The organism is Stenotrophomonas indicatrix, assembly GCF_002750975.1.
Taxonomy (GTDB): Bacteria; Pseudomonadota; Gammaproteobacteria; order Xanthomonadales; family Xanthomonadaceae; genus Stenotrophomonas; species Stenotrophomonas indicatrix.
In genome coordinates this window covers 2451025-2477784 of sequence record NZ_PEJS01000001.1, presented here as the reverse complement: position 1 = coordinate 2477784, position 26760 = coordinate 2451025, and the positions used below count along the sequence as shown (strand labels likewise).

Sequence of the window (26760 nt, the reverse complement as noted above, 5' to 3'; positions counted from 1 at the left end):
TCACCCTTGGCCTTGTTGAATTCTTTTGAAATCAAGGGCTTGAGGTGCTGGCTGACCTGACATCCACTATGGTGGCGGCCGTAAGGCCCTTGCCCGGAACCCAATCACGCCATGCGTCTTTCCACGATCAAGCTGTCCGGCTTCAAGTCCTTCGTCGATCCGACCACCCTGCACCTGCCGACCAACATGACCGGCGTGGTGGGACCCAATGGCTGCGGCAAGTCGAACATCATCGACGCGGTGCGTTGGGTCATGGGCGAAAGTTCGGCCAGCCGCTTGCGTGGTGACTCGCTCACCGACGTGATCTTCTCCGGTTCCAATGCCCGCAAGCCGGTCTCGCAGGCCACCGTCGAGCTGATCTTCGACAACTCCGACCACACGATCTCCGGCGAGTACGCCTCGTTCAACGAGATCTCGGTCAAGCGTACCGTCAGCCGTGACGGCAGCAGCAATTATTACCTCAACGGCACCAAGTGCCGCCGTCGCGACATCACCGACCTGTTCCTCGGCACCGGCCTGGGCCCGCGCAGCTACTCGATCATCGAGCAGGGCATGATCAGCCAGATCATCGAAGCGCGCCCGGAAGACCTGCGCGTGTACCTGGAAGAGGCCGCCGGCATCTCCAAGTACAAGGAGCGCCGCAAGGAAACCGAGACCCGCATCCGCCACACCCGCGAGAACCTGGACCGCCTCGGCGACCTGCGCGAGGAAATCACCAAGCAGCTCGAGCACCTCAAGCGGCAGGCCAAGCAGGCCGAGCAGTACCAGGCGTTGCAGGAAGAGCGCCGGGTCAAGGATGCAGAGTGGAAGGCGCTGGAATACCGTGGCCTGGATGGTCGCCTGTCCAAGCTGCGCGAAGGGCTGTCGCAGGAAGAAACCAAGCTGCAGCAGCTGATTGCCGACCAGCGCGACGCTGAGGCGCGGATCGAGACTTCCCGCGTGCGCCGCGAGGAGGCTGCCGATGCGCTCAATGCCGCGCAGGCCGAGGTCTACCAGGTGGGCAGCACGCTGGCCCGCCTCGAACAGCAGATCCAGCACCAGCGCGAACTGTCGCAGCGCCTGCACAAGGCGCGCGATGAAACCCGCCAGGCACTGGCCGAACTGGGCCAGCACATCAGCGGCGACGAGGCCAAGCTGATGGTGCTGCGCGAAGCGGTCGATGCGGCCACCCCGCAGCTGGAAGCGCTGCAGGAAGAAAACGAGATCAAGCAGGAAGGCCTGCGTGAGGCCGAAGCGCGGTTGTCCGATTGGCAGCAGCGTTGGGAGCAGCACACCTCGCAGAGCTCGGAAGCCTCGCGCGCCGGCGAGGTCGAGCGCACCCGCGTGGACTACCTGGACAAGCAGATCCTTGATGCCGATCGTCGCCGCGAAGCGCTGGCGGCCGAACGTGCTGGGCTGGACGTGGATGCACTGGATGAAGTCTTCGAGCAGCTGCACCTGCAGCACGATACGCAGAAGACCGCGCTGGATGAGCTGACCGAGCAGGTCGAGGAGCGCAAGCACGGTGTCGCCGCCGTGCAGGAGCAGCAGCGCAACGGGCAGAACGAGCTGGCCGAGCTGCGCAAGCAGGTCAATGGCCTGCGCGGGCGCCTGTCTTCGCTGGAAACCCTGCAGCAGGCTGCACTCGGCCAGGAGCAGGGCGCGGCGGTGGCGTGGCTGAAGTCGCGTGGGCTGGATTCGGCCGCGCGCGTAGGTGAGCGCCTGGATGTTGATGCGGGTTGGGAAAACGCAGTGGAAAGCGCGCTCGGTCAATTGATCGAAGGCGTGCTGGTCGATGACCCGGCCAGCCTGGTCGATGCGTTGGGTGAGCTGGGCGAAGGCCGCATCGCGCTGGTTGCCAATGACGGTGCGGACCTGAAGGTTGCGCCGACCTCGCTGGCTGCACGCGTGCGGGGCCCGGCGCCGATCCGGCGCCTGCTTGCGCGCCTGCACGGCGCGCGTGACCTTGCCGAAGCCAATGCACTGCAGGCCAGCCTGCCCGAGGGAGATTCCATCATCACCCAGGGCGGCGAACGCCTGGGCGAAGGCTGGGTGCGCGTGTCGCGCTCCGGCGCCGCCAAGCAGGGCGCGCTGCTGCGCGAACGCGAAATCAACGAACTGCGCGAGCAGATCGAGCAGCTGCAATCGCGCGAAGCCGAACTGGAAGAACAGCTGGCCGGTTTCCGCGAGCACCTGTTGGCCGCCGAACAGCAGCGCGAGGATGCGCAGCGTGCGCTGTACCTGGCGCACCGCGCGGTGTCCGAACTGGCCGGCCAGCTGCAGGGCCAGCAGGGCAAGGTGGAGGCGGCACGTACGCGCATCGACCGTATCGAAGGCGAGCTCAGCCAGTTGCTGGAGACCCTGGACATCAATCGCGAGCAGGCGCGTGAAGCGCGTGCGCGGTTGGAGAATGCGGTCAACAGCATGGGTGACCTGGAGTCGAACCGGCAGGGCCTGGAGGGCGAACGCCGTCAGTTGACCGAGGCGCGTGATCTGGCCCGCGACGCCGCCCGTGCGGTGCGCGAGCGGTCGCACGCGTTGGCCCTGACCCTGGAATCACAGCGCGCCCAGGTGGCGTCGTTGAGCCAAGCGCTGGAACGCATGAGCACCCAGCGCGGCCAGCTTGATGCACGCCTGGGCGAACTGCATTCGCAGCTGGACGAAGGCGATACCCCGGTCGAATCGCTGCAGGCCGAGCACCAGAACGCGCTGGAAGAGCGTGTCCGTGCCGATCGCGTGCTGACCGAAGCGCGCACGTTGCTGGATGGCATCGATGCCGAACTGCGCAACTACGAGCAGACCCGCCACCAGCGCGACGAGCAGGCGCTGTCCCAGCGCGAGCGCATCTCGCAGCGCAAGCTGGACCAGCAGGCGCTGGTACTCAGTGCCGAAACCCTGCAGGGCGCAGTGGAGAAGGCCGGTTTCGTGCTGCAGGATGTGATCAACGCGCTGCCCGAAGAGGCCCGCCTGGGCGACTGGGAGCAGGCGGTGCACCAGATCGACGGTCGTATGCGCCGGCTGGAGCCGGTCAACCTGGCCGCGATCCACGAGTATGGCGAAGCCTCGCAGCGCTCGGAGTATCTGGATGCGCAGCACGTGGACCTGACCACCGCGCTGGAGACCCTGGAAGATGCGATCCGCAAGATCGACCGCGAAACCCGGGGCCGCTTCAAGGACACCTTCGACCGTGTCAACGCCGGTGTGCAGGCGCTGTATCCGCGCCTGTTCGGTGGCGGCCACGCCTACCTGGAGCTGACCGGCGAAGACCTTCTCGATACCGGCGTGACCATCATGGCGCGTCCCCCGGGCAAGCGCGTGTCGAGCATCTCGCTGCTGTCCGGCGGCGAAAAGGCGATGACCGCCGTGGCGCTGGTGTTTGCGATCTTCCAGCTCAACCCGGCACCGTTCTGCCTGCTGGACGAGGTGGACGCGCCGCTGGATGAAGCCAACGTCGGCCGCCTGGCCAACATGGTCAAGGAAATGAGCGAGAAGGTGCAGTTCCTGTTCGTCAGCCACAACAAGGCCACGATGGAAGCGGCGCACCAGTTGTCGGGCGTGACGATGCGCGAGCCGGGAGTCAGCCGCCTGGTCAGCGTGGACCTGGAAGAAGCCGCGCGATTGGCGGGCGCGGCCTGACGTGCCATCCTAGTTACCTGAATGAACTAGCCGGAGAACCTAACGAATGTCCGACACGGCACTGTTGCGCATCGGCATCCTGGCCGCCGGCCTGCTGTTGGTCGCTGCGATCTTCCTGTTTGGCCGCCCGAAAAAGAAGCCCCAGGGCCGTCGCCTCGATAGCGCCGAACCGACCAGCGGCGAGCGTCGCGAGCCGGTGCTGGGCGAGGATGGCGTGCCTGTGGCCGGCGACCGCGTCGAGCCGGGCATGGGCGAGACGGTCGAGCAGGCCGAACTGGGGCTGCCCGATGTCGATGGCGCGGCCAGCGACCTGGGCAAGCGTGCGACGCAGGATTTCGACAAGATCGTTTCGCTGTTCGTGGCCGCCCGCGCCGGTGAGCAGCTGCGCGGCGAAGACATCGTCGTGGCAGCGGAGAAGACCGGCCTGGTGTTTGGCCACATGAATGTCTTCCACCGGCTGGTGGAGGGGCATCCCGAGCGGGGCCCGATTTTCTCGATGGCCAGCATCATGAAGCCGGGCAGCTTCGATATGGGCAACATCCGCGCCATGGAAACCCCGGCCATCGCCTTCTTCCTGACCCTGCCGGCACCGCTGACCGCGCTGGACGCCTGGGAGAAGATGCTGCCGACCGTGCAGCGCATGGCTGAACTGCTCGATGGCGTGGTGCTGGATGACAGCCGCAACGCGCTCGGCCGCCAGCGCATCGCCCACATCCGTGATGAGCTGCGCGCCTATGATCGCCAGCACCAGGCGCCGCCGCTGACCAAGACCCCGCGCTGGTAAGCGCGGCAGGTCCTGGCGTGCCGACCAACGGTCGGCACCCACAACAGTAGATCCACGCCATGCGTGGATGCGGCGAACCAGGGTTCGCCCCCCACCAGACCAGTAGATCCACGCCATGCGTGGATAGGGTCAGACCGGTACCCCAGCCACTTTCGCGAACGCGTTGCGGAATGCGGCCATTTCCTCTTCGGTGCCCACGGTCACGCGCACGCGCTGCGGCCAGATCGGCCAGCTGCGGCCGATCACCACGCCGTTGTCCGCCATCGCCTTGGCAAAGGCCGCGCCGTCGCGCTGCACATCCACCACGAAGCAGTTCGCTTCGGTCGGCAGGCAGTCAAAGCCACGCTTGCCCAGCCAGGCGATGGTGGCCTGCCGGACCTTGGCGTTCTGCAGACGTCGTCGCGGGATCAACTGCGGGTCGCGCAGGCTGGCCAGTGCCGCTGCAAGGGCGGGCACCGGCAGCGGGTTCTCGCCCAGGCTCGCCAGCTCGCGCAGGCGCTCCGGATGCGCTGCAGCCACGCCAAGACGCAGGCCGGCCATGCCGTACAGCTTGGAGAAGGTGCGCAGCACGATCAGGTCATCGCGCTGGGCCACCTTTGCAATCAGGCTGGGCTGTTCGCTGTACTGCAGATAGGCCTCGTCCAGCAGCACCCGGGTACCTGCGGGCTTGTTGGCCAGCAGCCAGGCCAGCTCGTTGGCCGGACTGATCGAGCCGGTGGGGTTGTTGGGATTGCACACGTACAGCAGGCCGGTCGGTCGCGCGTGCGCGGCGGCCGCCATCGCGCGCAGGTCGTGCGCGCCATCGCCGCGCAGCGGTACCGTCTGCACATGGGCGCCGCGCGCAGCTGCCATCTCGCCCAGCGTCTCGAAGGTCGGGTCGGCCACCACCAGGCCCGCCTGCGGGCCGGTCCACAGTGTCGCCGCACGGTTCAGCGGTTCGCTGGAGCCCGGATACAGGCGCACGTGGTCGGCGGGAATGCCGGCCTGGGCGATGAATGCGTCGCGCACCTCACCGGCCAGGGCGAAGCGGTAACGGCCGCAGCTGGCGATGCTGTCGCGCGCCGCCTGCTGTGCGGCCGGCGAGGGGCCATAGGGGCATTCGTTGAAGTTCAGCAGCGCCGCGCCCGCATCGGCGGGTGGCGGCGCAACGGTCGCCGGCTGGGCCTGGGCCGACCGGGGCAGGCCGCTGCTGGCGAGGGCGAGACCGGCACCGGCCATCTGCAGGAAGTGGCGACGGGAGGCAGGCAAGGTCACAGGGGACGGTTCCGGAAGGGCGACCGACGCACGCTAGCGCTGGTGGTCAGCGCGGGCAAGGGGCTGTGCAGCGTCTCCAACCATGGGCGACCGTTGCTCGCCGCCAGTCCCGCATGGCCCAGCTCTACAAGGTGCTGCGCGCAGGCGCGGTAGAATTCACGGCCATCCCAGAACCCGCGGATTCCGATGAGCCCCAGCCCCGCCGAACGTGCCGAAGACCTGCGCCGGCAGATCGCCCAGGCCAATCGCGCCTATCACGAGCTGGATGCGCCGGAGATCCCCGACGTCGACTACGACCGCCTGGTACGTGAGCTGGAGGCGCTGGAGCGCGAGCATCCGGAGCTCGCCCGTGCCGACAGCCCGACCCAGCAGGTCGGGGCACGCCCGTCTGGCCGCTTCGCCGAAGTCACCCATGCAGTACCGATGCTGTCGCTGTCCAATGCCTTCAGCGATGAGGAAGTGGCCGACTTCGTGCGCCGCATCGATGAGCGCCTGCGCCGCGGCACCCTGCGTTTTTCCGCCGAACCGAAGATGGACGGCCTGGCGATCAGCCTGCGTTACGAGGACGGTCATTTCGTGCTGGGCGCCACCCGGGGCGATGGCAGCACCGGTGAGGACGTGACTGCCAACCTGCGCGAGATCGGCGACATTCCCAAGCGCCTGAAAGGCAGGGACTGGCCGGATGTGCTGGAAGTGCGCGGTGAGGTCTACATGGCCCGCGCCGACTTCGAGGCCTACAACGAGCGCGCGCGCCTGCACGGTGGCAAGGTGCTGGCCAATCCGCGCAATGCCGCGGCCGGTTCGCTGCGCCAGCTTGACCCGAAGATCAGCGCGCAGCGCAGGCTCAGTTTCTTCACCTACGGTACCGGTGAAGTGCAGGGCGGTGAGTTGCCCGATACGCACTCGGGCACGCTGGCGCAGCTGCGCGACTGGGGTTTCCCGGTCAGCGACCTGTGCAAGGTGGTGGAAGGCAGCGACGGCCTGCTGGCGTACTACCGTGACATCGGCGAGCGTCGCGACGGCCTGGCATTCGACATTGATGGCGTGGTCTACAAGCTCGATGACCGCGCCGGCCAGCAGGCCATGGGCTTCGTGTCGCGCGCACCACGCTGGGCCATCGCGCACAAGTTCCCGGCGCAGGAACAGAGCACTACGCTGGAGGCCATCGAAATCCAGATCGGCCGCACCGGTGCTGCCACCCCGGTGGCGCGCCTTGCGCCGGTAGCGGTGGCCGGTGTGATCGTCTCCAATGCCACCCTGCACAACGCCGACCAGATCGCGCGCCTGGATGTGCGCGTGGGCGACAGCGTGATCGTGCGCCGTGCCGGCGATGTGATTCCGGAAGTGGTCAGCGTCATTCTCGACCGCCGTCCCGCCGGCACCACGCCCTGGCAGATGCCGACCAGCTGCCCGGTGTGCGGCTCGGAGATCGTGCGCGAGGAGGGGGCTGCCGCGTGGCGCTGCTCGGGCGAGCTGTCCTGCCCGGCGCAGCGCAAGGAAGCCATCGCCCACTTCGCCTCGCGACGGGCGATGGATATCGACGGCCTTGGCGACAAGTACATCGAAACCCTGGTGGACGCCGGCATCGTCAGGAGCGTGGCTGATCTGTACCGCCTCACCCGCGACCAGCTGCTGCACCTGAAGCTGGTGTTGGACGCAGAAGATCCTTCCGCGCTCGCGGCCAGCCTGAAACTGCACTTGCCGGCAGAAGGCAGTGGCGCGGTGCTCAACGCTGTGTTGAAACTGGATGGCAACGATGCGGGGTGGCGCGCGCAGGCATTGGCGCAGCCGGCAGCCTTCGAATGGAACACGAAGAAGATCGCGACCAAATGGGCTGACAACCTGATCGCTGCGATCGATGCCAGCCGTGATGCGACGCTGGAGCGACTGCTGTTCGCACTGGGCATCGAGCACGTCGGCGAGAGCACCGCCAAGGCACTGGCACAGTGGTTTGGCGATCTGGCGTTGATCCGCCGTCTGCCGTGGCCGTTGTTCAAGCGCGTGCCGGATATCGGTGGCGAAGTGGCGCGCTCGCTGGGCCACTTCTTCGAACAGGAAGGCAACCAGCAGGCCATCGACGCGCTGCTGCAGGTGGGGCAGGTGCGCATCAGCGACGTGCACCCGCCAAGTGCGAAGCTGCGCGAGGGGCTGGATCTTGCCCAGCTGCTGGTCGAAGCGGAGATTCCCGGCATTACCCGCCTGCGCGCCGAAAAACTGGTCGCAGTACTGCCCAGCGCGCAGGCGGTGCTGGACGCCGAGCACGGCCAGTTCGTCAACGCCGGCCTGCCCGATGACACCGCGCGCGGCGTCGCTGACTGGCTGGACAGCGAGGGCCATGGCGCGATGTTGCTGGCCGCCGAAGTGGAGATGAAGCACATCCTGGCCAGCGCACCGGCCCTGGCCGAAGTGGTGGCCGGCCCGCTGGACGGGCAGACGGTGGTGCTTACCGGCACGCTGGCCCAGCTCAATCGCGATACCGCCAAGGAGCGCCTGGAGGCGCTGGGCGCAAAGGTATCCGGCAGCGTGTCGAAGAAGACCAGTTTCGTGGTGGCAGGCACCGAGGCGGGTTCAAAGCTGGACAAGGCGCAATCGCTGGGCGTTCCAGTGTGGGATGAAGAGCGCCTGCTGGCCTACCTGGCCGAACACGAGTGATGAACCGGCCGGGTGCGCAGGCACCCGGCACGCAACCGCAAAGGAACACTGATGCAGACCGCTCCGCTGGATTTCCGCCTGGCCACCCGTGCCGACGAGGAACTGCTGATCGCGCTGATGCGCGATTTCTACGCCGAAGACAAGATCGAATTCGACGATGCGCGCGTGCGCCGTGGTGTCGATGCGCTGCTGGCCGATCCGCGCAACGGGGAAGTGCTGCTGTGGCTGGACGAGGCCGCGGCCGTCGTTGGCTATGCGGTGATCGCGATGGGCTTCAGCCTGGAGCAGGGCGGCCATTTCATGCTGCTCGACGAGCTCTACCTCAGCCACCGCGCGCGTGGCCGTGGCCGTGGCAAGCGGGCGCTGGCCATCTGCGAACAACGCGCGCGCGGGCGCGGGGTCAGCCGGCTGCGGCTGGAGGTGAACCATCACAACGAACTGGCGCGCCGCCTGTACCTGGCCAGTGGCTACATCGATGACACGCGCGATCTGCTGACCCTGCCGCTGGACCATCCGCGGCCGGAGGGCATCCTGTGAGCGAGGCACTGCTGCGCAGCCTGCAACAGCGTGCCAGCCTCAATGCGCTGGTGCGACGCTTCTTCGCCGAGCGTGGCGTGCTGGAAGTGGAAACGCCGATCCTTTCCGTGGCCGGCAACACCGAGCCGAACATCGACAGCTTCCACACCGATTTCAGCGGCCATGTCGATGCGGGCGGACGCCGACGCTGGCTGCGCACCTCGCCGGAGTTCCCGCTCAAGCGCCTGCTCGCTGCCGGCGTGGGCGACTGCTATGAGCTCGGCCGGGTATTCCGCAATGGCGAAGCCGGTGGCCGCCACAATCCCGAGTTCACCATGCTGGAGTGGTATCGGGTTGGCTGGGACCACCATCGGTTGCTGCAGGAAACCGCGGAACTGGTGGGGCAGGCGTTGGCGCTGGTTGGCCGCTGCGCGACGCTGCGCGTGCTGAGCTATCGCGAACTGTTTCAGCAACAGGCCGGCGTGGACCCGTTCGATGCCGATGAGGGCCAACTGCGCGCCGCGCTGGGCGAGGTGCACATCGATCCGGTAGGCCTGACCCGCGATGATTGGCTGGATCTGTTGATGACCCACCGTATCCAACCGCACTTCGATGACACGGTCATGACCGTGGTCCACGACTGGCCCGCCAGCCAGGCGGCACTGGCGCGCATCCGCCCCGGCACACCGCCGCTGGCCGAGCGTTTCGAGCTGTACCTGGGCGCGGTGGAACTGGCCAATGGCTATAACGAACTGAACGATGCGGCTGAACAGCGCGCGCGTTTCCAGCATGACCTGCAGCGTCGCCATGCACGGGGGCAGGTACAGCCCGCGCTGGATGAAGCGTTGTTGCGTGCACTGCCTGCAATGCCCGCCTGTGCCGGTGTTGCCGTTGGCATTGATCGCCTGCTGATGGCGATGCACCGCACACCGCGCATCGCCGACGTGCTTGCATTCGATTTCGCCCACGCATGAGCCGATTTCCCCTGCACCTGGCAGGCTGAACGAAAACACGCGTCTGCGCGCTTGATTCAGCAAGCACGATGATGCTCTTATCACAGCCGATACCGCACACTTGCGTCGTGGTTCATCCATTCATGGGGAAGGCTTTGGTCAAGTGGTTTGCGGTCGTAGCGGCACCGATGTACTCCGTGGCGATATGGGGTGGCCTGCTTCCGTCGACCGCATCGGCGCAGTCGCTTGGCTATGACAGCGAAGTGGTGACCTGCGAATCCCGCGACATGGGTTGGGTGCATTGCGACATCGATGTCAGCAACGGCGTTGACCTGATCCGCCAGTTGTCCAGCAACAGCTGCATCCGTGGCAGCGAGTGGGGCACCGACCGCAGTGGCGTGTGGGTGACGCTGGGCTGCCGCGCCGAGTTCCGCGCGCGCCGCGCAGAGAATGATGCCGTGCCCTCGGCCGAGGGCCGCAAGCGACTGGTGCGGCGGGTAGTGCGCTGTGAGTCCAATGGCCGCCCGCAGAGCTGCCCGGTACGCCTGGACGGTGCGCCGGTACGGTTGCTGCGGCAGCTGTCGGTGCTGCCGTGCCGGGAAGGGCAGGGCTGGGGCTACAAGCGCAATGAGGTGTGGACCACCCGCGGTTGCCAGGGTGATTTCGAGGTGGCCGACGAGCAGGGCCGTTTCGTCGACATGCCGCGCCGGCTGACCTGCGAATCCAAGTCCAAGAAGCGCCGCTTCTGTGGCGCCAGCATCTCCACCAGCGCCACCCTCTCCAACCAGCTTTCCAGCACCCCGTGCGAGGAAGGCAGCACCTGGGGCTGGAACCGCAACGGCATCTGGGTCGATGGCGGCTGCCGCGCCGAATTCTCGGTGAACTGACCCCGGACGGGGTCCATCCGTGCGTGGCGTGGCCCTACAATGGGGCCATGAATACCGCCACCGACCTCGACTACGCCCGCTACGACCACATCCGCCCGATCCTGTGGACCGGCGATGCCCTGCAACTGCTCGACCAGCGCAAGCTGCCGTTCGTGGTCGAGCATGTGGCCTGCCATGACAGCGATGAGGTGGCTGCCGCCATCCACGCCCTGACCGTGCGCGGTGCGCCGGCCATCGGCATCGCCGCCGCCTGGGGTGTGGTGCTGGCCGCACGTGATGTGCAGGCGGCCGATGGCGCGCATGCCCTGCAGCAGCTGGAACCGGCGCTGCAGCGGCTGAATGCCTCGCGCCCGACGGCGGTCAACCTGGCCTGGGCGCTGGCACGCATGCGACGTTGCCTGAACGCTGCCGGTGCCGACTGGAAGGCGCTGCTGGAGGCTGAAGCGCAAGCGATCGCCGAAGAAGACCTCGCCGCGAACCGCCACATGGGCGCACTCGGTGCCGGCCTGATCGAGGCCGGCAGCGGCGTGTTGACCCATTGCAATACCGGCTCGCTGGCCACCGCCGGCTTCGGTACGGCGCTGGGCGTGATCCGCGCCGGCATGGCCCAGGACCGCATCGCCCGTGTGTTTGCAGGTGAGACCCGGCCGTGGTTGCAGGGTGCGCGCCTGACCGTGTGGGAGCTGCAGCAGGACGGCATCGACGCGACGCTGATCGCCGACTCGGCCGCCTCGCACCTGATGAAGACCGGTGCGGTGCAGTGGGTGATCGTAGGCGCTGACCGCATCTGCGCCAATGGCGATACGGCCAACAAGATCGGCACCTACCAGCTGGCCATCGCGGCCCGCCACCACGGGGTGAAGTTCATGGTCGTGGCGCCGTCCTCGACGGTGGACATGGATACCGTGGACGGCAGCCAGATCGAGATCGAGCAGCGCGACCCGGGCGAACTGTACGGCGTGGGCGGCACCCGCACCGTGGCCGAGGGCATCGCCGCCTGGAACCCGGTGTTCGATGTCACCCCGGGCGAGCTGATCGATGCCATCGTGACCGAGCGGGGGGTGATCCTGAACCCGACCGCGGAGAACATGCGTACCGCCTTCGGCGGTTGACGCGGGCAGGGGCGGGTGCCTTTCCGCTGGAAAGGGCTCCGACCCCGGCGTCCGGTAGTGCCGGCCGCTGGCCGGCAACCCCCTAAGTTCCTGATTTGTGCCGGTAAAATCACCGTAAAGGCAGGCGGAAAACGGCCCCGTGTGGTAGAATCCAGCGGTTGAATCGAGGTTCCGGCACGACCACCCCCGGGTGGATGCGCCGGACTGGACCGCTACCAGACAACGGAACCCGAATGGCAGAAACCGCCAAGGAAATCATCCAGGTCAACCTGGAAGACGAGATGCGCAAGAGCTACCTCGATTACGCCATGAGCGTGATCGTGGGGCGCGCGCTGCCAGATGCGCGCGATGGCCTCAAGCCGGTGCATCGTCGTGTGCTGTTTGCGATGAATGAACTCAACGCGCACAGCAACAAGCCCTACTTCAAGTCGGCACGTATCGTCGGTGACGTCATCGGTAAGTACCACCCGCATGGCGACCAGTCGGTATACGACACGCTGGTGCGATTGGCACAGCCGTTCTCGCTGCGCTACATGCTGGTCGATGGCCAGGGTAACTTCGGTTCGGTCGACGGCGACTCCGCTGCGGCGATGCGATACACCGAGGCGCGCATGTCGCGGCTTGCGCATGAGCTGATGGCGGACATCGACAAGGAAACCGTCGATTTCCAGCCCAACTACGACGAAAAGGAACTGGAGCCGACGGTCATGCCGACCCGGTTCCCGAACCTGCTGGTCAATGGTTCGGCCGGTATCGCGGTGGGCATGGCGACCAACATTCCGCCGCACAACCTCACCGAATCGATCAATGCCTGCATCGCGCTGATCGACAATCCGGAAATCGATATCGACGGCCTGATGGAGTTCATCCCGGGCCCGGATTTCCCGACTGCGGGCATCATCAACGGCACCGCCGGCATCATCGCCGGTTACCGCACCGGCCGTGGCCGCGTGCGCATCCGTGCCAAGGCGGATGTCGAAGTGGCCGACAACGGCCGCGAATCGATCATCGTCACTGAAATTCCTTACCAGGTGAACAAGGCGCGTCTGATCGAGAAGATCGCCGAGCTGGTCAAGGAAAAGAAGATCGAAGGCATCAGCGAGCTGCGCGATGAGTCCGACAAGGACGGCATGCGCATCTACATCGAAATCAAGCGCGGCGAGTCGGCCGAGGTTGTGCTCAACAACCTCTACCAGCAGACCCAGATGGAGTCGGTGTTCGGCATCAACATGGTGGCGCTGGTCGACGGCCGCCCGCAGTTGATGAACCTCAAGCAGATGCTGGAGGCCTTCGTCCGCCACCGTCGCGAAGTGGTTACCCGCCGCACCGTGTTCGAGCTGCGCAAGGCGCGCGCCCGTGCCCACGTGCTGGAAGGTCTGACCGTTGCGCTGGCCAACATCGACGAGATGATCGAACTGATCAAGACCTCGCCGAACCCCACCGAGGCACGCGAGCGCATGCTTGCGCGCCTGTGGGAACCGGGCCTGGTCGGTTCGATGCTCGGCGCCGCCGGTGCCGAAGCCTCGCGTCCCGATGACCTGCCCAAGGGCGTGGGCCTGATCGAAGGCGGCTACCAGCTGACCGAGATCCAGGCGACGCAGATCCTGGAAATGCGCCTGCACCGCCTGACCGGGCTGGAGCAGGACCGCCTGACCGAGGAATACAAGCAGCTGCTGGAAGTGATCGCCGGGCTCATCCATATCCTGGAAGATCCCGATCGCCTGCTGCAGGTGATCCGCGAAGAGCTGATCAACGTGCGGGCCGAGTTCGGTGACGAGCGCCGTACCGAGATCCGCCACAGCGAAGAAGACCTGGACATCCTCGACCTGATCGCCCCGGAAGACGTGGTGGTCACCCTGTCGCATGCCGGTTACGTGAAGCGCCAGCCGGTCAGCGCCTATCGCGCCCAGCGTCGAGGCGGCCGTGGCCGCAGCGCGGCGTCGACCAAGGAAGAGGATTTCATCGAGCAGCTGTGGCTGGTCAACACGCACGACACGCTGCTGACCTTCACCAGTTCGGGCAAGGTGTTCTGGCTGCCGGTCTACCAGCTGCCTGAAGCCGGTTCCAATGCCCGCGGTCGTCCGATCATCAACTGGATCCCGCTGGAGCCGGGCGAACGCGTGCAGGCCGTGCTGCCGGTGCGCGAGTACGCCGATGGCCAGTTCGTGTTCTTCGCCACCAAGAACGGTACGGTCAAGAAGACCCCGCTGGGCGAGTTCGCCTTCCGTCTGGCCCGCGGCAAGATCGCGATCAACCTCGACGAGGGCGATGCCCTGGTCGGCGTCGGCCTGACCGATGGCGAGCGCGACATCCTGCTGTTCGCCTCCAACGGCAAGACCGTGCGCTTCGGTGAAGACAAGGTCCGCTCGATGGGTCGTACCGCTACCGGCGTGCGCGGCATCAGGATGCCGGCCGGCGAGGAAGTGGTCAGCCTGATCGTGGCCGAGAGTGCTGGCGGCATCGAGGACGAGAACGAGGACGACAACGGTGTCGAGGAGGCCGTCGCCAATGGCGATGCGCTGATCGAAGGTGCCGACGACGCCAACCTGCGTTACATCCTCACCGCCACCGAAAACGGCTACGGCAAGCGCACCCCGCTGCCGGACTACCCGCGCAAGGGGCGTGGCACGCAGGGCGTCATCGGCATCCAGACCACCGAGCGCAATGGCAAGCTGGTTGCCGCGGTGCTGATGGGTACCGACGATGAGGTCCTGCTGATCTCCGATGGTGGCACCCTGGTGCGTACCCGTGGCTCGGAAATCAGCCGGGTCGGCCGCAACACCCAGGGCGTGACCCTGATCCGCCTGTCCAAGGACGAGAAGCTGCAGGCGGTGGAGCGCATGGATGCCTCGATCGACGAGGACGAGGACGAGGTGGCCGCCGCCGCCCCGGCCGCGACCGACGGCGCACCGGCTGCTGCCAGCAGCGAGGACGCCGCGCAGGAGTGATCCTGCCGCGATGCTGAGGTACCCGACGACGCCGGCCTTGTGCCGGCGTCGTCGTGTCTGCAGTCGAAAATACGCACGCACTTCACGGTGACGGTGGCATAAGGGCGCATGCTGCCCCCGGAGATCGACGATGTCCGCCACGCCGCAGTCTGCTTCCGCGCCTCCTCCCCGCCATCCTCTCGTTACCGTGCTGGCCCTGTTGCTGATCGTGCTCGGCCTGGTCATCGGCGGCCTTGGTGCGTGGCTGCTCAGCCTCGGTGGCTCCTGGTACTACGCCATCGCGGGCTTGGGCCTGCTGGTCTGCGGCATCCTGTTGTGGGGCAATCGGCGTAGCGGTGCACTGCTGTACGCACTGGTGTTCATCGGCAGCCTGCTGTGGACCTGGTGGGAGTCGGGCAGCGATTACTGGCGCTGGGTACCACGGCTGGGCCTGGTGACCGCCCTCGGCATCGTCCTGGCATTGCTGGCGCCGACCCTGCAGGCACCGGTGCCCAGGCGGCTGTCGCGCAGCGTGGCCGCTGTACTGATGCTGGTCTTCGTGGCCGCCTTCGGCCTCGCGTTCACCCCGCATGGCGTGGTCGACGGGCATCAGCCGTTCCCGGAGCCGGCGGTCAGCGCCGGGCTTGATCCCACCCGTGACACCACCGGCCTGCAGCCTGCCGACCAGCCGGCCGAGGGTGACTGGCCGGCATGGGGGCGCAGCAATGCCGCCACCCGTTATTCGCCGCTGCAGCAGGTCACCCCGGAAAACGTGGGAACCCTGCAACTGGCGTGGCAGTTCCGCACGGGCGACCTGCCGAAGAAGCGCTGGGGTGCGGAAACCACGCCACTGAAGATCGGTGATCGGTTGTACCTGTGCACCGCACGCAATCAGTTGATCGCCCTCGATGCCGGCAGCGGCAAGGAGCTATGGCGTTTCGACCCGAAGGTGAAAGATGCGTCGATCCCGTACACGGCCGCCTGCCGTGGCGTGTCCTATTACGAGCTGCCCAGCGCGCCGGCCCTCGCCGATGCCGCACTGGCTGACGTGGCTGCCGATCTCGCGCTGCCCGCACCGCCGCCGACCCGCACCCACCAGAGCGCGGCGCCAGGGAGCCGCTCAGCCTGCAGCGCACGCATCATCGAAGGCACGCTGGACGGCCGCCTGATCGCGGTGGACGCCGACAGCGGTCGCCCCTGCGCGAATTTCGGCAACAACGGCCAGGTCGACATCACCCTGGGCATGGGCGAGGTGCCGCCGGGTTACGTATCGATCACCTCGCCGCCGGCGATCGTCCGCGGTGTCATCGTTACCGGCCACCAGGTACTGGACGGCCAGCGCCGCGACGCGCCCTCCGGCGTCATCCAGGCCTACGACGCGATCAGCGGCAAGCTGCGCTGGGCGTGGGACATGGACCAGCCCGAGCGCAGCGGCCTGCCACCGCGCGAGCAGACCTATACACGTGGTACACCGAACATGTGGACCACCGCTACCGGCGATGAAGCACTGGGCCTGGTGTACCTGCCGATGGGCAATTCCGCAGGCGACTACTGGAGTGGCTCGCGCACCGAAAACCAGAACAGGTACGCGACCTCGCTGGTCGCCATCGATGTGGCTACCGGCAAGCCGGTCTGGCATTTCCAGGCCGTGCGCAAGGATGTCTGGGACTACGACCTGGGTTCGCAGGCCAGCCTGATCGACTACCCGACGGCATCGGGAAAGGTGCCGGCGATCCTGCTGCCCACCAAGCAGGGCGACATGTACATCCTCGACCGCCGCAACGGCCAGCTGCTGACCCCGGCTGAGGAGCGCAAGGTGCCACAGGGCGGCGTGGAGCCCGTGCAGCGCGCCGCCACCCAGCTGTTCTCGCTGTATCACACGCTGCGGCGCGACGACGCGCTGACCGAGCGCGACATGTGGGGCATCACCCCCATCGACCAGCTGGTCTGCCGAATCCAGTTCCGCAAGGCACATTACGAAGGGTTCTACACACCGCCCAGCAGCGATCACCACTCCATCGAATACCCCGGCTACAACGGTGGCTCGGACTGGGGCAGCGTGGCCATCGATACGCGGCGTGGCGTGATCGTGGCCAACTACAACGACATGCCCAACTACAACCGGCTGGTGCCGCGCGCCGAAGCCGACCGCAAGGGCTGGCTGCCGCGCGAGCAGATGCGCGCCGACAAGGGCGGTGCCGAAGGCGCAGGGGATCCGCAGGTCGGCACGCCCTATGGCATCGACGTCAACGCTGGCTGGCGGCTGCCGTTCACTGGCCTGCTGTGCAAGCAGCCGCCCTATGGCGGTATCCGTGCGATCGACCTGCGCAGCGGCAAGCTGCTGTGGGACCGGCCGTTCGGCAGCGCGCGTGGCAACGGCCCCTTCGGCATCCGCTCCGGCCTGCCCATTGAAATCGGCACGCCGAACAATGGCGGTTCGGTGGTGACCGCCAGCGGCCTGATCTTCATCGCCGCAGCGACCGACGACCTGCTGCGTGCCATCGACCTGAAGACCGGCAAGGAGCTGTGGCACACCAAGCTGCCAGCCGGTGGCCAGGCCAACCCGATGGTGTACGAGCAGGGCGGGCGGCAGTACGTGGTCATCATGGCTGGCGGGCACCATTTCATGGAGACGCCGGCCGGGGATTACGTGATGGCGTATGCGTTGCCGGAATAGCCCAAGGGTGTGAGTGCGGCTGCAGTGCATGGACTCTGTGCGATTGTCCTCTAGGATGGCGCTACGTTCTGCCTGCGAAGGATTCGCCATGTCCGTGTACCGTCAACGCTTCTGTGCCTTGCTGTTGGCTTTCGCCTTGCTGCCGGCATTGTCATCCAGTGTTGGTGCGGCCGAAGTACCTGCCGGATCGAGCGGTCCGCGCGCACAGGATGCCGTGGATGAATGGTTGGCTGCCTTCAATGCGGGCAGCCTCGATGGATTGCAGGCGTTCGCCGACAGGTACGCAAAGAAGGCGGGCAGCGGCCCGCAGGATTACCTGGAGTTCCGTGCGTCCAGTGGGCCGATGAAGGTGCTCGACGTCCGCTCGAGCACGCCGGAGAAGGTCGAAGTGCTGGTGCTGGGCGAGAACAGTGAACGGGCGATGCTGTTGACTGCGGAAATGGACCCTGCCGCTCCACGCCACGTGAAGCTGTTCCAGTTGGAAGGTGTGCCGACGCCGCAACAGTTCCAGCCCGCACGAATGGAGCTGCCGGCACTTCTGGGCGAAATCACGGCACGGCTCAACGCGCTGCAGGCGGCCGACGCACTCTCTGGCGCCGTGCTGGTCGCGCACGATGGCAAGGTGCTGATGCAGTGGCAGGGAGGGCTCGCCAACCGTGAGCAGCGCGTGCCCGTCGATGCGCAGACGCAGTTCCGCCTTGCCTCTTCCAACAAGATGTTCACCGCAGTGGCGATCCTGCAACTGGCTGAGGCCGGCCGTCTTACCCTGGATGACACCATCGGCAAGCGCCTGGCGGACTATCCCAACGAAGGGGTGGCAGGTACGGTCACGATCCGGCAACTGCTCAACCATACCAGTGGGCTCGGTGATTTCTTCGGTGATGATTTCGAGCACTACGCCGCGTCACTGAGAACGCACGACGATTATGTGCAGCACTTCGCCAAGGATCCCCCGCAGTTTTCCGCAGGCAGCCAGGACGGCTATTCCAACTACGGGTTCATTGTGCTCGGCCGGATCATCGAGGTGGTGTCCGGGCAGACGTACTACCACTACGTCAACGACCATATTCTCCGCGCAGCGGGCATGACGGCAACCGGCTTTGAGCCGGAATCGGTGGACGTTCCACATCGTGCACCCGGCTATACCCGGGTGAAAGGACAGTGGCTCAGCGAAACCAGATCCCTGCCATGGCGCGGGACTGCGGCCGGTGGCGGTTACAGCACCGTGGGTGACATGTTGAAGTTCGCCGAGGCCCTGCGTGCCGGCACCCTGGTTTCGCCGGCGTGGCTACAGCAGGCCACGCGTCCGCAGAACAACAAGGGCTGGTACGGCTACGGGTTCATGGTGCAGGGAGAGGGCAGGCAGCGCCAGTTCGGCCATGAGGGCGGGGCGCCCGGCTCGAACAGCGCCATTGTGGTGATGCCTGAGCAGGGATATGTACTGATCGGCCTGGCCAACGTCGATCCGGATGCAATGGGCAATGTGATCAACTACATCGCCCGCCGCGTGCCCCTGTGATGCACGGCGCCGGCAGCAACGACCGACAGCAGAGCGGCAAGAGGGGCCTGATTGGACTGCAATGGTCATCGCTGTGCATGGCTTTACTTCTTGCCGGCACGGCACAGGCACAGCGTCCCGACGCCGCGCTTGCAGAGTGGGAACTGCACGGCCGCTCCGAAGGCCTGGCTCGCCCCGACACCGTCTGCCAGGATTTCCTGCAGGCGATGGGACGCAAACCAGCCGAGCTGGAATACCTAGGCTGCACGCAGGACGACGATTCCTACATCCAGCCGATGGAAGCGCGGTATCGCGTCAGCGGTGCCTCGGCGGCGAAGATCGAAGCCTATCTGCAGCAGACCTTTGGCATGCCGTCATTGACGTATGTATGTTGTGGCTGGAGCAGCGGCGCGCCTTATTTCTGGCATGAGCAGCCGGGCAGCGTGAAGTACCAGATCGGCATGGGCGTGGAATCGCTGCATCATCCGCGCACGCAGTGGAGCGCGATTCCCTACTTCACGGTAACCGTTGCGGTGAACCGCAAAGGCCCTTGATGGCGTACGCTTGCAACCAACCACTGGCGTACAAGGAATGACAACCATGCCCCCGATGCTGCTCCGCGTTGCTGCCATCACGCTTGCCCTGGCACTGAGCCAGGTCGCCGCCGCCGCATCTCCCGAGCCGCTGCAGCTGCCGCAGGCCGAAGCGCTGACGTACTGGAAGCCGGTGGAGGGCACCTTCCGCCCACAACTCAATGTCGACCCCGGCCGTGTGCCGTTTGCGGAGGAGGTGACCGTGGCCTATTCGGTCAACAAGCGCGGCCGTACGTATGACGTAAAGGTGGTGGAGGCCAAGCCGTCGACGGCCTTCAGTGGCTGGGCGTTGAATGCGGTCAAGGCGATGCGCTTCACGGCAACGGACAGCAATACCGAGCGCACGCCGATCCGCAGCGAAATGACTGCACGCTGGGGCAGTGGCAAGTAGTGCGCTAGGCAGGTACCCGAACCATCTTTGCCATCAGGTGTTCGACCACGCCCGCCGGGTCCGCCGTGCGGCCTACGTGTGTGCTGGACATCTGCACCACCGAGCTGCGCTTGGCGGTCAGGAAATGGAAGCGCGCGCGCGCAGGCAGCTGCGCGATCGGGCCGGCGCCGGCATCGCCCCGGCAGATCGCCACGATGGCATCCAGCCACGGCTGCAGCGCTTCAATATCCAGCGCCGGCGCGAAGGCGTGCAGGCGCGCGGCATCGATCTCGATTGCCGCTTCCAGGTGCCGTGCACCCGGGCAGGATACGATCACGCCGACGTTGATGAACTCCTCGCGCTCCACCCGCGGTACCACGCGGATGACGGCATAGTCATACGTGTGCAGCGTGGGCACGGATGGCCTCCTGCACGAACACCGCACGCACCTTCAGGCGATGCTTCAGGTAGTTGATGTAGCCCTGCCGGTAAGCTTGGGGGCTGTCGAAGGCCGGCTCATCGACCAGCCAGCTGTCCGGCACCAGGCCGACGATGCGCTCGATCTCCGTATCAGGCAGGCGCGCGGCCAGCTCGGCATCCACCTCGGCGATGCGGCTGGCGAATGACAGCAGCACGTGGTCACGGATCAACACGAACGGCTTCTCGCAGGCATCGCCGGCGTTGGCCCAGTCGTGATGGAAGTACATCGCCGCACCGTGGTCGATCAGGTACAGCTTGCGGTGCCAGACCATCAGGTTCGGATTGCGCGTGGTGCGATCGACGTTGCTGGTGAATGCATCAAACCAGACGATGCGCGAGGCCAGGTCGGCGTCCACCGGCATCGCCGCCGGATCGTAATTGATCGCGCCGGGCAGGTAATCCAGGCCCAGGTTCAGGCCTTCGCTGGCGCGGATCAGGTCCTGGATCTCCGGGTCCGGCTCGGTCCGCGCGAACTCGCTGTCCAGCTCGACGAACAGGATCTCCGGAATCGGCAGGCCCACCGCGCGTGCCATCTCGCCTGCGATCAGCTCGGCGATCAGCGCCTTGGGCCCCTGGCCAGCGCCACGGAACTTGAGCACCGCCATACCGTCGTCGTCGGTCTCGACCACGGCAGGCAGCGAGCCACCTTCCCGCAAGGGGGTTATATAGCGGAGGGCATGGACGGTACGCATGGGTGCATTCTAGCGTGGCACATGCATGGGGTGCGCCGGGTGGTGTCCGGCGCTGTCCCTGACCTCAGTGCGACAACGCGCTGCGCTGCTGTTCCTGCACCTGCTGGCGCGTCTGTTCCTGCGAGGCGTGGTCGGCCTGGCGCTGGTTGACGATAGCGAGGCTGTCCAGGCTTTCCTGCACCGGCCGCTGCGCGGCTTCGGCCGTGGCTGCCGATGCACGCAGCGACGCAGGATCATCCAGCGCTCCCTTCACCACGAACACGTTCTGCGCCGCAGCGACATCGCCTGCCTGCCGGCTGAGCACCACATGATCCACGCGGTCCAGGCCGTTCTCGCGGGCCAGTACCAGCAGGCTTGCGCTCAGTCGTTCACTGGAGGCGTCGAAGCTGCGGCCGTTGGCGGCATCCAGCTCTGCCACCTTGCCGCGAATCTGATCGTGCAGGGCACGGTCGTTGCCACCCGCCAACGGCGCAGCCTGCGCTTCGGTCGGCACGGGTGTGATCGCCTGTGCAGTGATGGGCACGTGGGCGTAGGTGCCCTCGGTGTGGTCGAAATAGTGCAGCGTGGACGGTGAGGTGCTGGTATCGAAGTAGGGCTGCCGTGGTGGCGTGCCTTTACCCAGAGAGAGACCGTTCTGTTCCAGCAGGCTTTCCTGCAGGCCGAGCTGTGCCATGTTCACCGACATCCGGCTGATGCCATCGGGTGCGGGGTTCTTGGCTTCTTCCTTGCAGGCGCGGCCGATGGCATCGGTGGCGTAGTAGTTCTGGTAATCCGAATTGCCGTTGGGACCCAGCCGCGACGACACACCTTCGTCGTAGTAGTGCTTGCCCATGCCCTCGATGTTGGCGGCAGTGGCGGTCATGCTCAGGTCTGCATTGAGCGTCAGGTCCGGATGCGCGGCATAGGTCATCGGCGGGCCGGGCTGCACGCGCACGAACTCCTCTGCACGGGTACTTGCTTTGTAGAGATCTTCCAGCGTGGCGTCCGGTTTGGCGGTCTTGACCATGCCGACCAGCGCATTCCAGCCCTCGATGTTCGCCGATGCCTCGTCGCGCCGGTTGGCTGCGAGCAGGGTGCCGATGGCCTGGGTGTAGTCGTGGGTCGAATCGCGTGCAGCAATGTCTGCAATATCGGAATCAAACTGCTTATAGGCCCGTTCGGTCGCTGCATCATTGAACCCATGCTGCAGCTCATGGCCCAGTACGAAAGTCAGCTCTGCAGCGTCGTGCCTGTCCCGCGCTGGTGTGGACAGACTGGATGCCGGCAGGCTGATCGTCTTTGCGCCGCCGTCGTACTCGCCGCCCACACTGCTGTCGGCAGGCAGCAGCTCAAAGCGCTGCAGATGACCGGCGGCGATGGCCGAGTCGACCTGGGCTGCCAGCGCCGGAGAGTTGGCGATGGCCTTGCGAAGGTTGTCGACCTGATCGGTCGTTACATCGGGTTTTCCTGCAAATTCGGTCAGCAGGCGTTCCGTATCCGCTGAAAGCGTAGGCATGGTGCGGTGCTCCTTACTGCACGGTGACAAGGCGGACGCAGGCATGCGCCGGCTCGCCAGACGGGGTCGGATTCTCAGCCATCGTGTCGACCTTGATGCTCAGGTTCGGGCGATCGAAACGGTCATGGATGATGCGGCCGTGCTCGCCGCGGATGGTTTCACGCTTGAAGCCCGCGGCCTGCAGACCCGAGGCGAACTGATCGAAGTCGACCTGGCAGATCGCCGATGCGTTGGCTTTACGCTCGGCGGTGGTGTCGATGAAATTGAGATCGAGACGCGTATCGGCGGCGCCAGCCGTCTTGATTTCGAGGCCGTAGCTCCATTCCGGCGTCAGCGTGCCGCCGTAGCCGAAGTGCCCCGGGCCGAAACTCTGCGCGGGCGCCTGCATGGCCTGCGATACCCGTTCAAGGGTCAGTTCACGGGTGGAGGTGGTGTCCTTGATCAGATCCAGCAGACGCAACAGGAGTTGATCTGCGGTGAGCGCAGACGGCGTTGCGGCGTCGGAGGCAGTCGATGCCATGGTAGCGGGTCCTTGAGAAGTCGACGAATGGTCAGTCGCGTGTGCGCAGGCGCAGAGCGAGGCCGCACTTAGGACGATTGTCCACGGCCGTGTGAATGCGTACCCAAGCATAAGCGTTCCCTGCATGTTGAGCGCTGACCCTAAAGTGGGCCAGGTGAATCACAGGTTAAATGGAATTGACGATTGCTGGCACCGGGACCGGGCGCTTCGGACCTCAGGTGTTTGCTGCAAGCGGAGTTGCCAGCGCCGGGCTCTCCCTGGCGGCGCGCAGTCGGCTCTGGATGCCATGGAATTTTCTTCACTTCCTCATTCCGTGAGAGGTGGCAGCATTCAGCCGTGAGTCGATCAAGCACTGGCGTGGCCTTGAATTGCAGGCCTCCCTGCCGCTTTCCCGCGACCGACACCCGCCAGCTTGTTTCCGGCACATTTGCGCAGCGTTGAACGTGGTCCTGCGAGGCCACTCCCCTCGGCAAGGAGGCCCGCGATGCACAGTCCTGTTCACGCGTATACCTACTGCATCAGCAACCAGCCTGTCGCGCAGGCAGCGTGCGCTGGTGTTGGCAGACATGCTGAAGACGTTGCTGCGGTTCATGCAGCCTCAGACAGAATTCTTCCGTGAGTTGAGCACCGATGGTTGGCTCTGCATCCCGCAGTGCGCAGAGCCACTACATGCATGCGAGTCGCCCCATGGCGCTGCTTCGTTCGCAGCACTGGGCGCGCATCTCGTCCACGATGTCCACGCAGGCTTCCGAGGTGCACGATGAGCAACGAATCGAGAGGAGCCCTGCCGCCCCTGGATCTGGATGATGCCAAGGCCGCGCAGATGATTGGCAAGCTGGTGCTGGTGGGCGTTACCCGTTTTGGTGGCGATGGCCAGGTGCAGGGGCTGGAGCAGTTTGCCGGCACCGTGCTGCGGGTCAGTGCCGAAGAAGGGCTGGTGCTGGCCGATGGCGATGACGGCCATGAGCGCTACCTACCGCCCATGCTGGACCAGTACCTGCCGGCCGCACCGGGCGAGTACCAGTTGCGGTCCAGCGGGGTGACGGTGATCGATCCCGATTATCTGTCCACCTGGGAACTGCACGCGCGGCAGTAGGCGAAGGGCATCCAGAGAGGGGCCGGGCCAGGCAGGGCCACGCTTTGCAGGATGGGGCGACTAGCCCTTCCGGCCCATTTCCCGGTGGGCAGGGGGTGTTAGATTCGGCCCATGCCCGCCGTGCGGGTACCCAACTCACACCCCAGGGGAAAAGGATGCTCATCCGTCGTACCTCTCTGGCGGCGGCCGTTGCCGTTGCCACGCTCGGCCTGCTGGCCGCCGGCCCGGCCTTTGCCGACTACGCCAAGCCGCCGGAACACCTGCTCAAGGTGCTCAAGGCGCCGCCGCCGCCGGCACCGAACATCGACCCCAGCGGCCAGCGCCTGCTGCTGACCACCGCACAGACCTATCCGTCCATCACCCGTGTGGCCCAGCCGTACCTGAAGCTGGCTGGCGTGCGCTTGGAACCTAAGAACCGCAGCCGCCACGACACCCCGGGCGGCTATGGCATTCCGGCCTGTGTGGCCGACTTCACCCTGGTCGAGATCGTCAGCGGCAAGAGCACCAAGGTGAACCTGCCGCAGGGGTGCGCAGGTGGCGCACAGTGGTCGGCCGATGGCAGCCGTTTCGCCTTCCAGAATGCCGTCGATACCAGCGTGCAGCTGTGGGTCGGCGACGCCGCCACCGGCCAGGTGAAGCAGGTGCCGAACGTGCAGTTGAACCCCATCTTCGGCAGCACGGTGCAGTGGCTGGGCGGCAGCCAGAACCTGCTGGTGAAGCTGGTGCCGGCCAACCAGGGGCCGGCGCCGTCCAACGGCGGTACGCCCACCGGTTCGGACGCGCAGGAGTCGCTGGGCAGCAGTGGCGAGAGCAGCACCTATGAAGCGCGTGACACGCTGACCAGCGTGCACGATGAAAAGCTGTTCGCCTATTACGGTGCCTCGCAGCTGGCGGTGGTCGATGCCGCTGTCGGCAGCGTGCGCCCGGTTGGCCAGCCGGCGCTTTACAACGACGTCAACGCCGCGCCCGATGGCGTGCATGTGCTGACCGAGACCCTGAAGGCGCCGTTCTCGCATGCGGTGACCTACCAGCGTTTCGCCAATGATGTGGCGGTGCTGGACCTGGCCAATGGCCGCAATACGGTTCTGGCCAGCCTGCCGCTGGCCGATCGCGTGCCGGTACACGGTGTGCCGGAAGGCCCGCGGGGTTATGACTGGCGCTCCACCGACCCGGCCACCCTGGTCTATGCCGAAGCGCTGGACAAGGGCGACTGGAAGGTGAGCGTGCCGCATCGCGATCGCGTGCTGATGCTGAAGGCCCCGTTCACCGGCAAGCCGGTGGAAATCGCCCGCACTGCACAGCGCTTCGAGGGCTTTGCGTGGTCGGCCGACCCGGCCGTGTCGTTCCAGTTCGAGAACGACGAGAACCGCCACTGGATGCAGGCCCGCATCGTCGATGTGGACCAGCCGAAGAAGGAAGGTCGCCTGCTGTGGGACATGTCCAGCGATGAGCTGTACGGCAACCCGGGCAACCTGGTGTTCAAGCGCCTGCCCAGCGGTGCGCCGGTGGTGCGCCAGGAGGGCAACACCGTGTTCCTGCGCGGGCAGGGGGCCTCGCCGCAGGGCGACCGTCCGTTCCTGGATGCGCTTGATCTGGCAACGTTGAAGAGCGAACGCCTGTTCCGCAGTGATGCCGATGCGTACGAGCAGTTCCTGGGGTTCAGCAATACACCGGGTCGCTTCCTGACCTGGCATCAGTCGGTGATGGACCCGCCGAACGCATTCGTGCGTCTGCTCGGTGAGCGCGTCAACGATGCCAAGGCCGGCGAGGCACAGTTCCAGTCCAAGCCTGCTGCGTTGACCAAGCTGGTCGACCCGACCCCGGAAGTGCGGCAGATCCAGAAGCGCCTGGTGACCTACAAGCGCGCCGATGGCGTGGACCTGTCGTTCACCCTGTACACGCCGCCGGGCTACAAGGAAGGCCAGCGCGTGCCGGCGATCCTGTATGCCTACCCGGCCGACTTCGCCAATGCCGCGCAGGCCGGCCAGGTCTCCGGTTCGCAGCAGACGTTCACCCGTCTGCAGCCGTACCGCCTGATGCTGCTGGCCGGCTACGCGATCATCGACAACGCCTCGTTCCCGATCGTGGGTGACCCGAAGAACGCCTACGACACCTATCTGGAACAGCTGGAAGCCGACGCCAAGGCGGCGGTGGACAAGGCCGTGGAGCTGGGCGTGGTCGACCGCAACCGTATCGGCGTGACCGGCCACAGCCATGGTGGCCTGATGACCGCCAACCTGATCGCCCACACCAACCTGTTCAAGGCCGGCGTGGCGACCAGTGGCTCGTACAACAAGACCTTCACCCCGTTCGGCTTCCAGAACGAGCGTCGCTCGGTATGGCAGGCGCAGGATGTGTACCTGAAGGCGTCGCCCTTCTTCTATGCCGACAAGATCAAGCTGCCGCTGCTGCTGGTCCACGGCGAGGACGATGCCAACCCGGGCACCGAGCCGTTCCAGTCGCGCAAGCTGTACCAGGCGATCCGCGGCAATGGTGGTACCACCCGCCTGGTGATGCTGCCCAACGAACCGCACTGGTATACCGCGCTGGAATCGAACGAGCAGCTGGTGTCGGAAATGCTGAATTGGTTCGACACCTACGTGAAGAACGCGAAGTAATCCGGCAAGGCCGCCTTCCGG

Annotated in this window: 19 protein-coding genes; 14 read left to right on the top strand and 5 right to left on the bottom strand. The window is 66.0% G+C overall.

Annotation, left to right across the window (positions count from 1 at the left end; genetic code table 11):
- Window positions 1-111: 111 nt before the first annotated feature.
- Both smc and zipA read left to right on the top strand, forming a co-directional pair.
- Window positions 112-3615 carry a chromosome segregation protein SMC gene (gene smc, locus CR918_RS11505; RefSeq protein WP_025876909.1) on the top strand — a complete coding sequence of 1168 codons (3504 nt, stop codon included), beginning with the start codon at window positions 112-114 and terminating at the stop codon, window positions 3613-3615.
- A 46-nt stretch (window positions 3616-3661) separates the two neighbouring features.
- Window positions 3662-4399 carry a cell division protein ZipA gene (gene zipA, locus CR918_RS11500; RefSeq protein ID WP_025876911.1) on the top strand — a complete coding sequence of 246 codons (738 nt, stop codon included), beginning with the start codon at window positions 3662-3664 and terminating at the stop codon, window positions 4397-4399.
- A gap of 129 nt (window positions 4400-4528) precedes the next feature.
- On the opposite strand, the gene CR918_RS11495 is transcribed toward zipA, so the two are convergent.
- Complete coding sequence (locus CR918_RS11495; protein WP_099843008.1) at window positions 4529-5653, bottom strand: pyridoxal phosphate-dependent aminotransferase; 1125 nt, start codon at window positions 5651-5653, stop codon at window positions 4529-4531.
- A gap of 180 nt (window positions 5654-5833) precedes the next feature.
- Between CR918_RS11495 and ligA the strand changes: the two genes are divergently transcribed.
- The 10 genes from ligA (at window position 5834) to CR918_RS11445 (ending at window position 19859) form a co-directional block, all read left to right on the top strand.
- Window positions 5834-8305 carry an NAD-dependent DNA ligase LigA gene (gene ligA / locus CR918_RS11490; RefSeq protein WP_207759536.1) on the top strand — a complete coding sequence of 824 codons (2472 nt, stop codon included), beginning with the start codon at window positions 5834-5836 and terminating at the stop codon, window positions 8303-8305.
- Window positions 8306-8356: 51 nt separating this feature from the next.
- Window positions 8357-8842, top strand: coding sequence for a GNAT family N-acetyltransferase (locus CR918_RS11485; protein ID WP_025876917.1), 486 nt, complete (start codon window positions 8357-8359; stop codon window positions 8840-8842).
- Window positions 8839-9795 carry an EF-P lysine aminoacylase EpmA gene (epmA, locus tag CR918_RS11480; RefSeq protein WP_099843004.1) on the top strand — a complete coding sequence of 319 codons (957 nt, stop codon included), beginning with the start codon at window positions 8839-8841 and terminating at the stop codon, window positions 9793-9795. Before CR918_RS11485 ends, epmA begins: the two co-directional genes overlap by 4 nt.
- Before the next feature lie 134 nt (window positions 9796-9929).
- Window positions 9930-10661, top strand: coding sequence for a DUF3011 domain-containing protein (locus CR918_RS11475; RefSeq protein ID WP_099843002.1), 732 nt, complete (start codon window positions 9930-9932; stop codon window positions 10659-10661).
- 47 nt (window positions 10662-10708) lie between these two features.
- On the top strand, window positions 10709-11773 hold the full coding sequence (gene mtnA, locus CR918_RS11470) for an S-methyl-5-thioribose-1-phosphate isomerase (protein WP_099843000.1): 1065 nt from the start codon (window positions 10709-10711) through the stop codon (window positions 11771-11773).
- Between the two features lie 233 nt (window positions 11774-12006).
- Window positions 12007-14721, top strand: coding sequence for a DNA gyrase subunit A (gene gyrA / locus CR918_RS11465; RefSeq protein WP_025876925.1), 2715 nt, complete (start codon window positions 12007-12009; stop codon window positions 14719-14721).
- A gap of 130 nt (window positions 14722-14851) precedes the next feature.
- Window positions 14852-17377: a membrane-bound PQQ-dependent dehydrogenase, glucose/quinate/shikimate family gene (locus CR918_RS11460; protein ID WP_099842998.1), complete on the top strand. Its 2526-nt coding sequence runs from the start codon at window positions 14852-14854 to the stop codon at window positions 17375-17377.
- A gap of 13 nt (window positions 17378-17390) precedes the next feature.
- Window positions 17391-18896, top strand: a complete 1506-nt coding sequence (locus tag CR918_RS11455; RefSeq protein WP_243379078.1) for a serine hydrolase domain-containing protein — start codon at window positions 17391-17393, stop codon at window positions 18894-18896.
- Window positions 18896-19429, top strand: coding sequence for a DUF4952 domain-containing protein (locus tag CR918_RS11450; protein WP_341476891.1), 534 nt, complete (start codon window positions 18896-18898; stop codon window positions 19427-19429). Before CR918_RS11455 ends, CR918_RS11450 begins: the two co-directional genes overlap by 1 nt.
- Before the next feature lie 46 nt (window positions 19430-19475).
- Window positions 19476-19859 carry an energy transducer TonB gene (locus tag CR918_RS11445; protein WP_165780902.1) on the top strand — a complete coding sequence of 128 codons (384 nt, stop codon included), beginning with the start codon at window positions 19476-19478 and terminating at the stop codon, window positions 19857-19859.
- A 4-nt stretch (window positions 19860-19863) separates the two neighbouring features.
- Here CR918_RS11445 and CR918_RS11440 read toward each other — a convergent pair whose 3' ends face one another.
- The 4 genes from CR918_RS11440 to CR918_RS11425 all read right to left on the bottom strand — a co-directional run bounded on the left by CR918_RS11440 (window position 19864) and on the right by CR918_RS11425 (window position 23025).
- On the bottom strand, window positions 19864-20256 hold the full coding sequence (locus CR918_RS11440; RefSeq protein ID WP_025876936.1) for a DUF3037 domain-containing protein: 393 nt from the start codon (window positions 20254-20256) through the stop codon (window positions 19864-19866).
- Complete coding sequence (locus tag CR918_RS11435) at window positions 20234-21010, bottom strand: HipA family kinase (protein ID WP_093819081.1); 777 nt, start codon at window positions 21008-21010, stop codon at window positions 20234-20236. Before CR918_RS11435 ends, CR918_RS11440 begins: the two co-directional genes overlap by 23 nt.
- A gap of 64 nt (window positions 21011-21074) precedes the next feature.
- On the bottom strand, window positions 21075-22505 hold the full coding sequence (locus CR918_RS11430) for an XVIPCD domain-containing protein (RefSeq protein WP_099842992.1): 1431 nt from the start codon (window positions 22503-22505) through the stop codon (window positions 21075-21077).
- A gap of 13 nt (window positions 22506-22518) precedes the next feature.
- Window positions 22519-23025, bottom strand: coding sequence for a hypothetical protein (locus tag CR918_RS11425; protein WP_243379075.1), 507 nt, complete (start codon window positions 23023-23025; stop codon window positions 22519-22521).
- A 760-nt stretch (window positions 23026-23785) separates the two neighbouring features.
- Between CR918_RS11425 and CR918_RS11420 the strand changes: the two genes are divergently transcribed.
- Entirely contained in the window at window positions 23786-24121 is a 336-nt protein-coding gene (locus CR918_RS11420; RefSeq protein ID WP_025876944.1) for a hypothetical protein, read from the top strand.
- Window positions 24122-24276: 155 nt separating this feature from the next.
- A complete protein-coding gene (locus CR918_RS11415) occupies window positions 24277-26739 on the top strand; it encodes a S9 family peptidase (RefSeq protein WP_099842988.1) in 2463 nt (820 codons plus the stop codon).
- Window positions 26740-26760 lie beyond the last annotated feature (21 nt).

What these genes read in the sequence shown, in the direction of transcription:
- CR918_RS11445 (WP_165780902.1), top strand. Translation starts at nt 19,476, where the DNA reads ATGCCCCCGATGCTGCTCCGCGTTGCTGCCATCACGCTTGCCCTGGCA.
- CR918_RS11415 (WP_099842988.1), top strand. Translation starts at nt 24,277, where the DNA reads ATGCTCATCCGTCGTACCTCTCTGGCGGCGGCCGTTGCCGTTGCCACG.
- zipA (WP_025876911.1), top strand. Translation starts at nt 3,662, where the DNA reads ATGTCCGACACGGCACTGTTGCGCATCGGCATCCTGGCCGCCGGCCTG.
- CR918_RS11425 (WP_243379075.1), bottom strand. Translation starts at nt 23,025, where the DNA reads ATGGCATCGACTGCCTCCGACGCCGCAACGCCGTCTGCGCTCACCGCA.
- mtnA (WP_099843000.1), top strand. Translation starts at nt 10,709, where the DNA reads ATGAATACCGCCACCGACCTCGACTACGCCCGCTACGACCACATCCGC.
- gyrA (WP_025876925.1), top strand. Translation starts at nt 12,007, where the DNA reads ATGGCAGAAACCGCCAAGGAAATCATCCAGGTCAACCTGGAAGACGAG.
- CR918_RS11460 (WP_099842998.1), top strand. Translation starts at nt 14,852, where the DNA reads ATGTCCGCCACGCCGCAGTCTGCTTCCGCGCCTCCTCCCCGCCATCCT.
- smc (WP_025876909.1), top strand. Translation starts at nt 112, where the DNA reads ATGCGTCTTTCCACGATCAAGCTGTCCGGCTTCAAGTCCTTCGTCGAT.
- CR918_RS11450 (WP_341476891.1), top strand. Translation starts at nt 18,896, where the DNA reads ATGCACGGCGCCGGCAGCAACGACCGACAGCAGAGCGGCAAGAGGGGC.
- CR918_RS11485 (WP_025876917.1), top strand. Translation starts at nt 8,357, where the DNA reads ATGCAGACCGCTCCGCTGGATTTCCGCCTGGCCACCCGTGCCGACGAG.
- CR918_RS11420 (WP_025876944.1), top strand. Translation starts at nt 23,786, where the DNA reads ATGAGCAACGAATCGAGAGGAGCCCTGCCGCCCCTGGATCTGGATGAT.
- CR918_RS11430 (WP_099842992.1), bottom strand. Translation starts at nt 22,505, where the DNA reads ATGCCTACGCTTTCAGCGGATACGGAACGCCTGCTGACCGAATTTGCA.
- CR918_RS11435 (WP_093819081.1), bottom strand. Translation starts at nt 21,010, where the DNA reads ATGCGTACCGTCCATGCCCTCCGCTATATAACCCCCTTGCGGGAAGGT.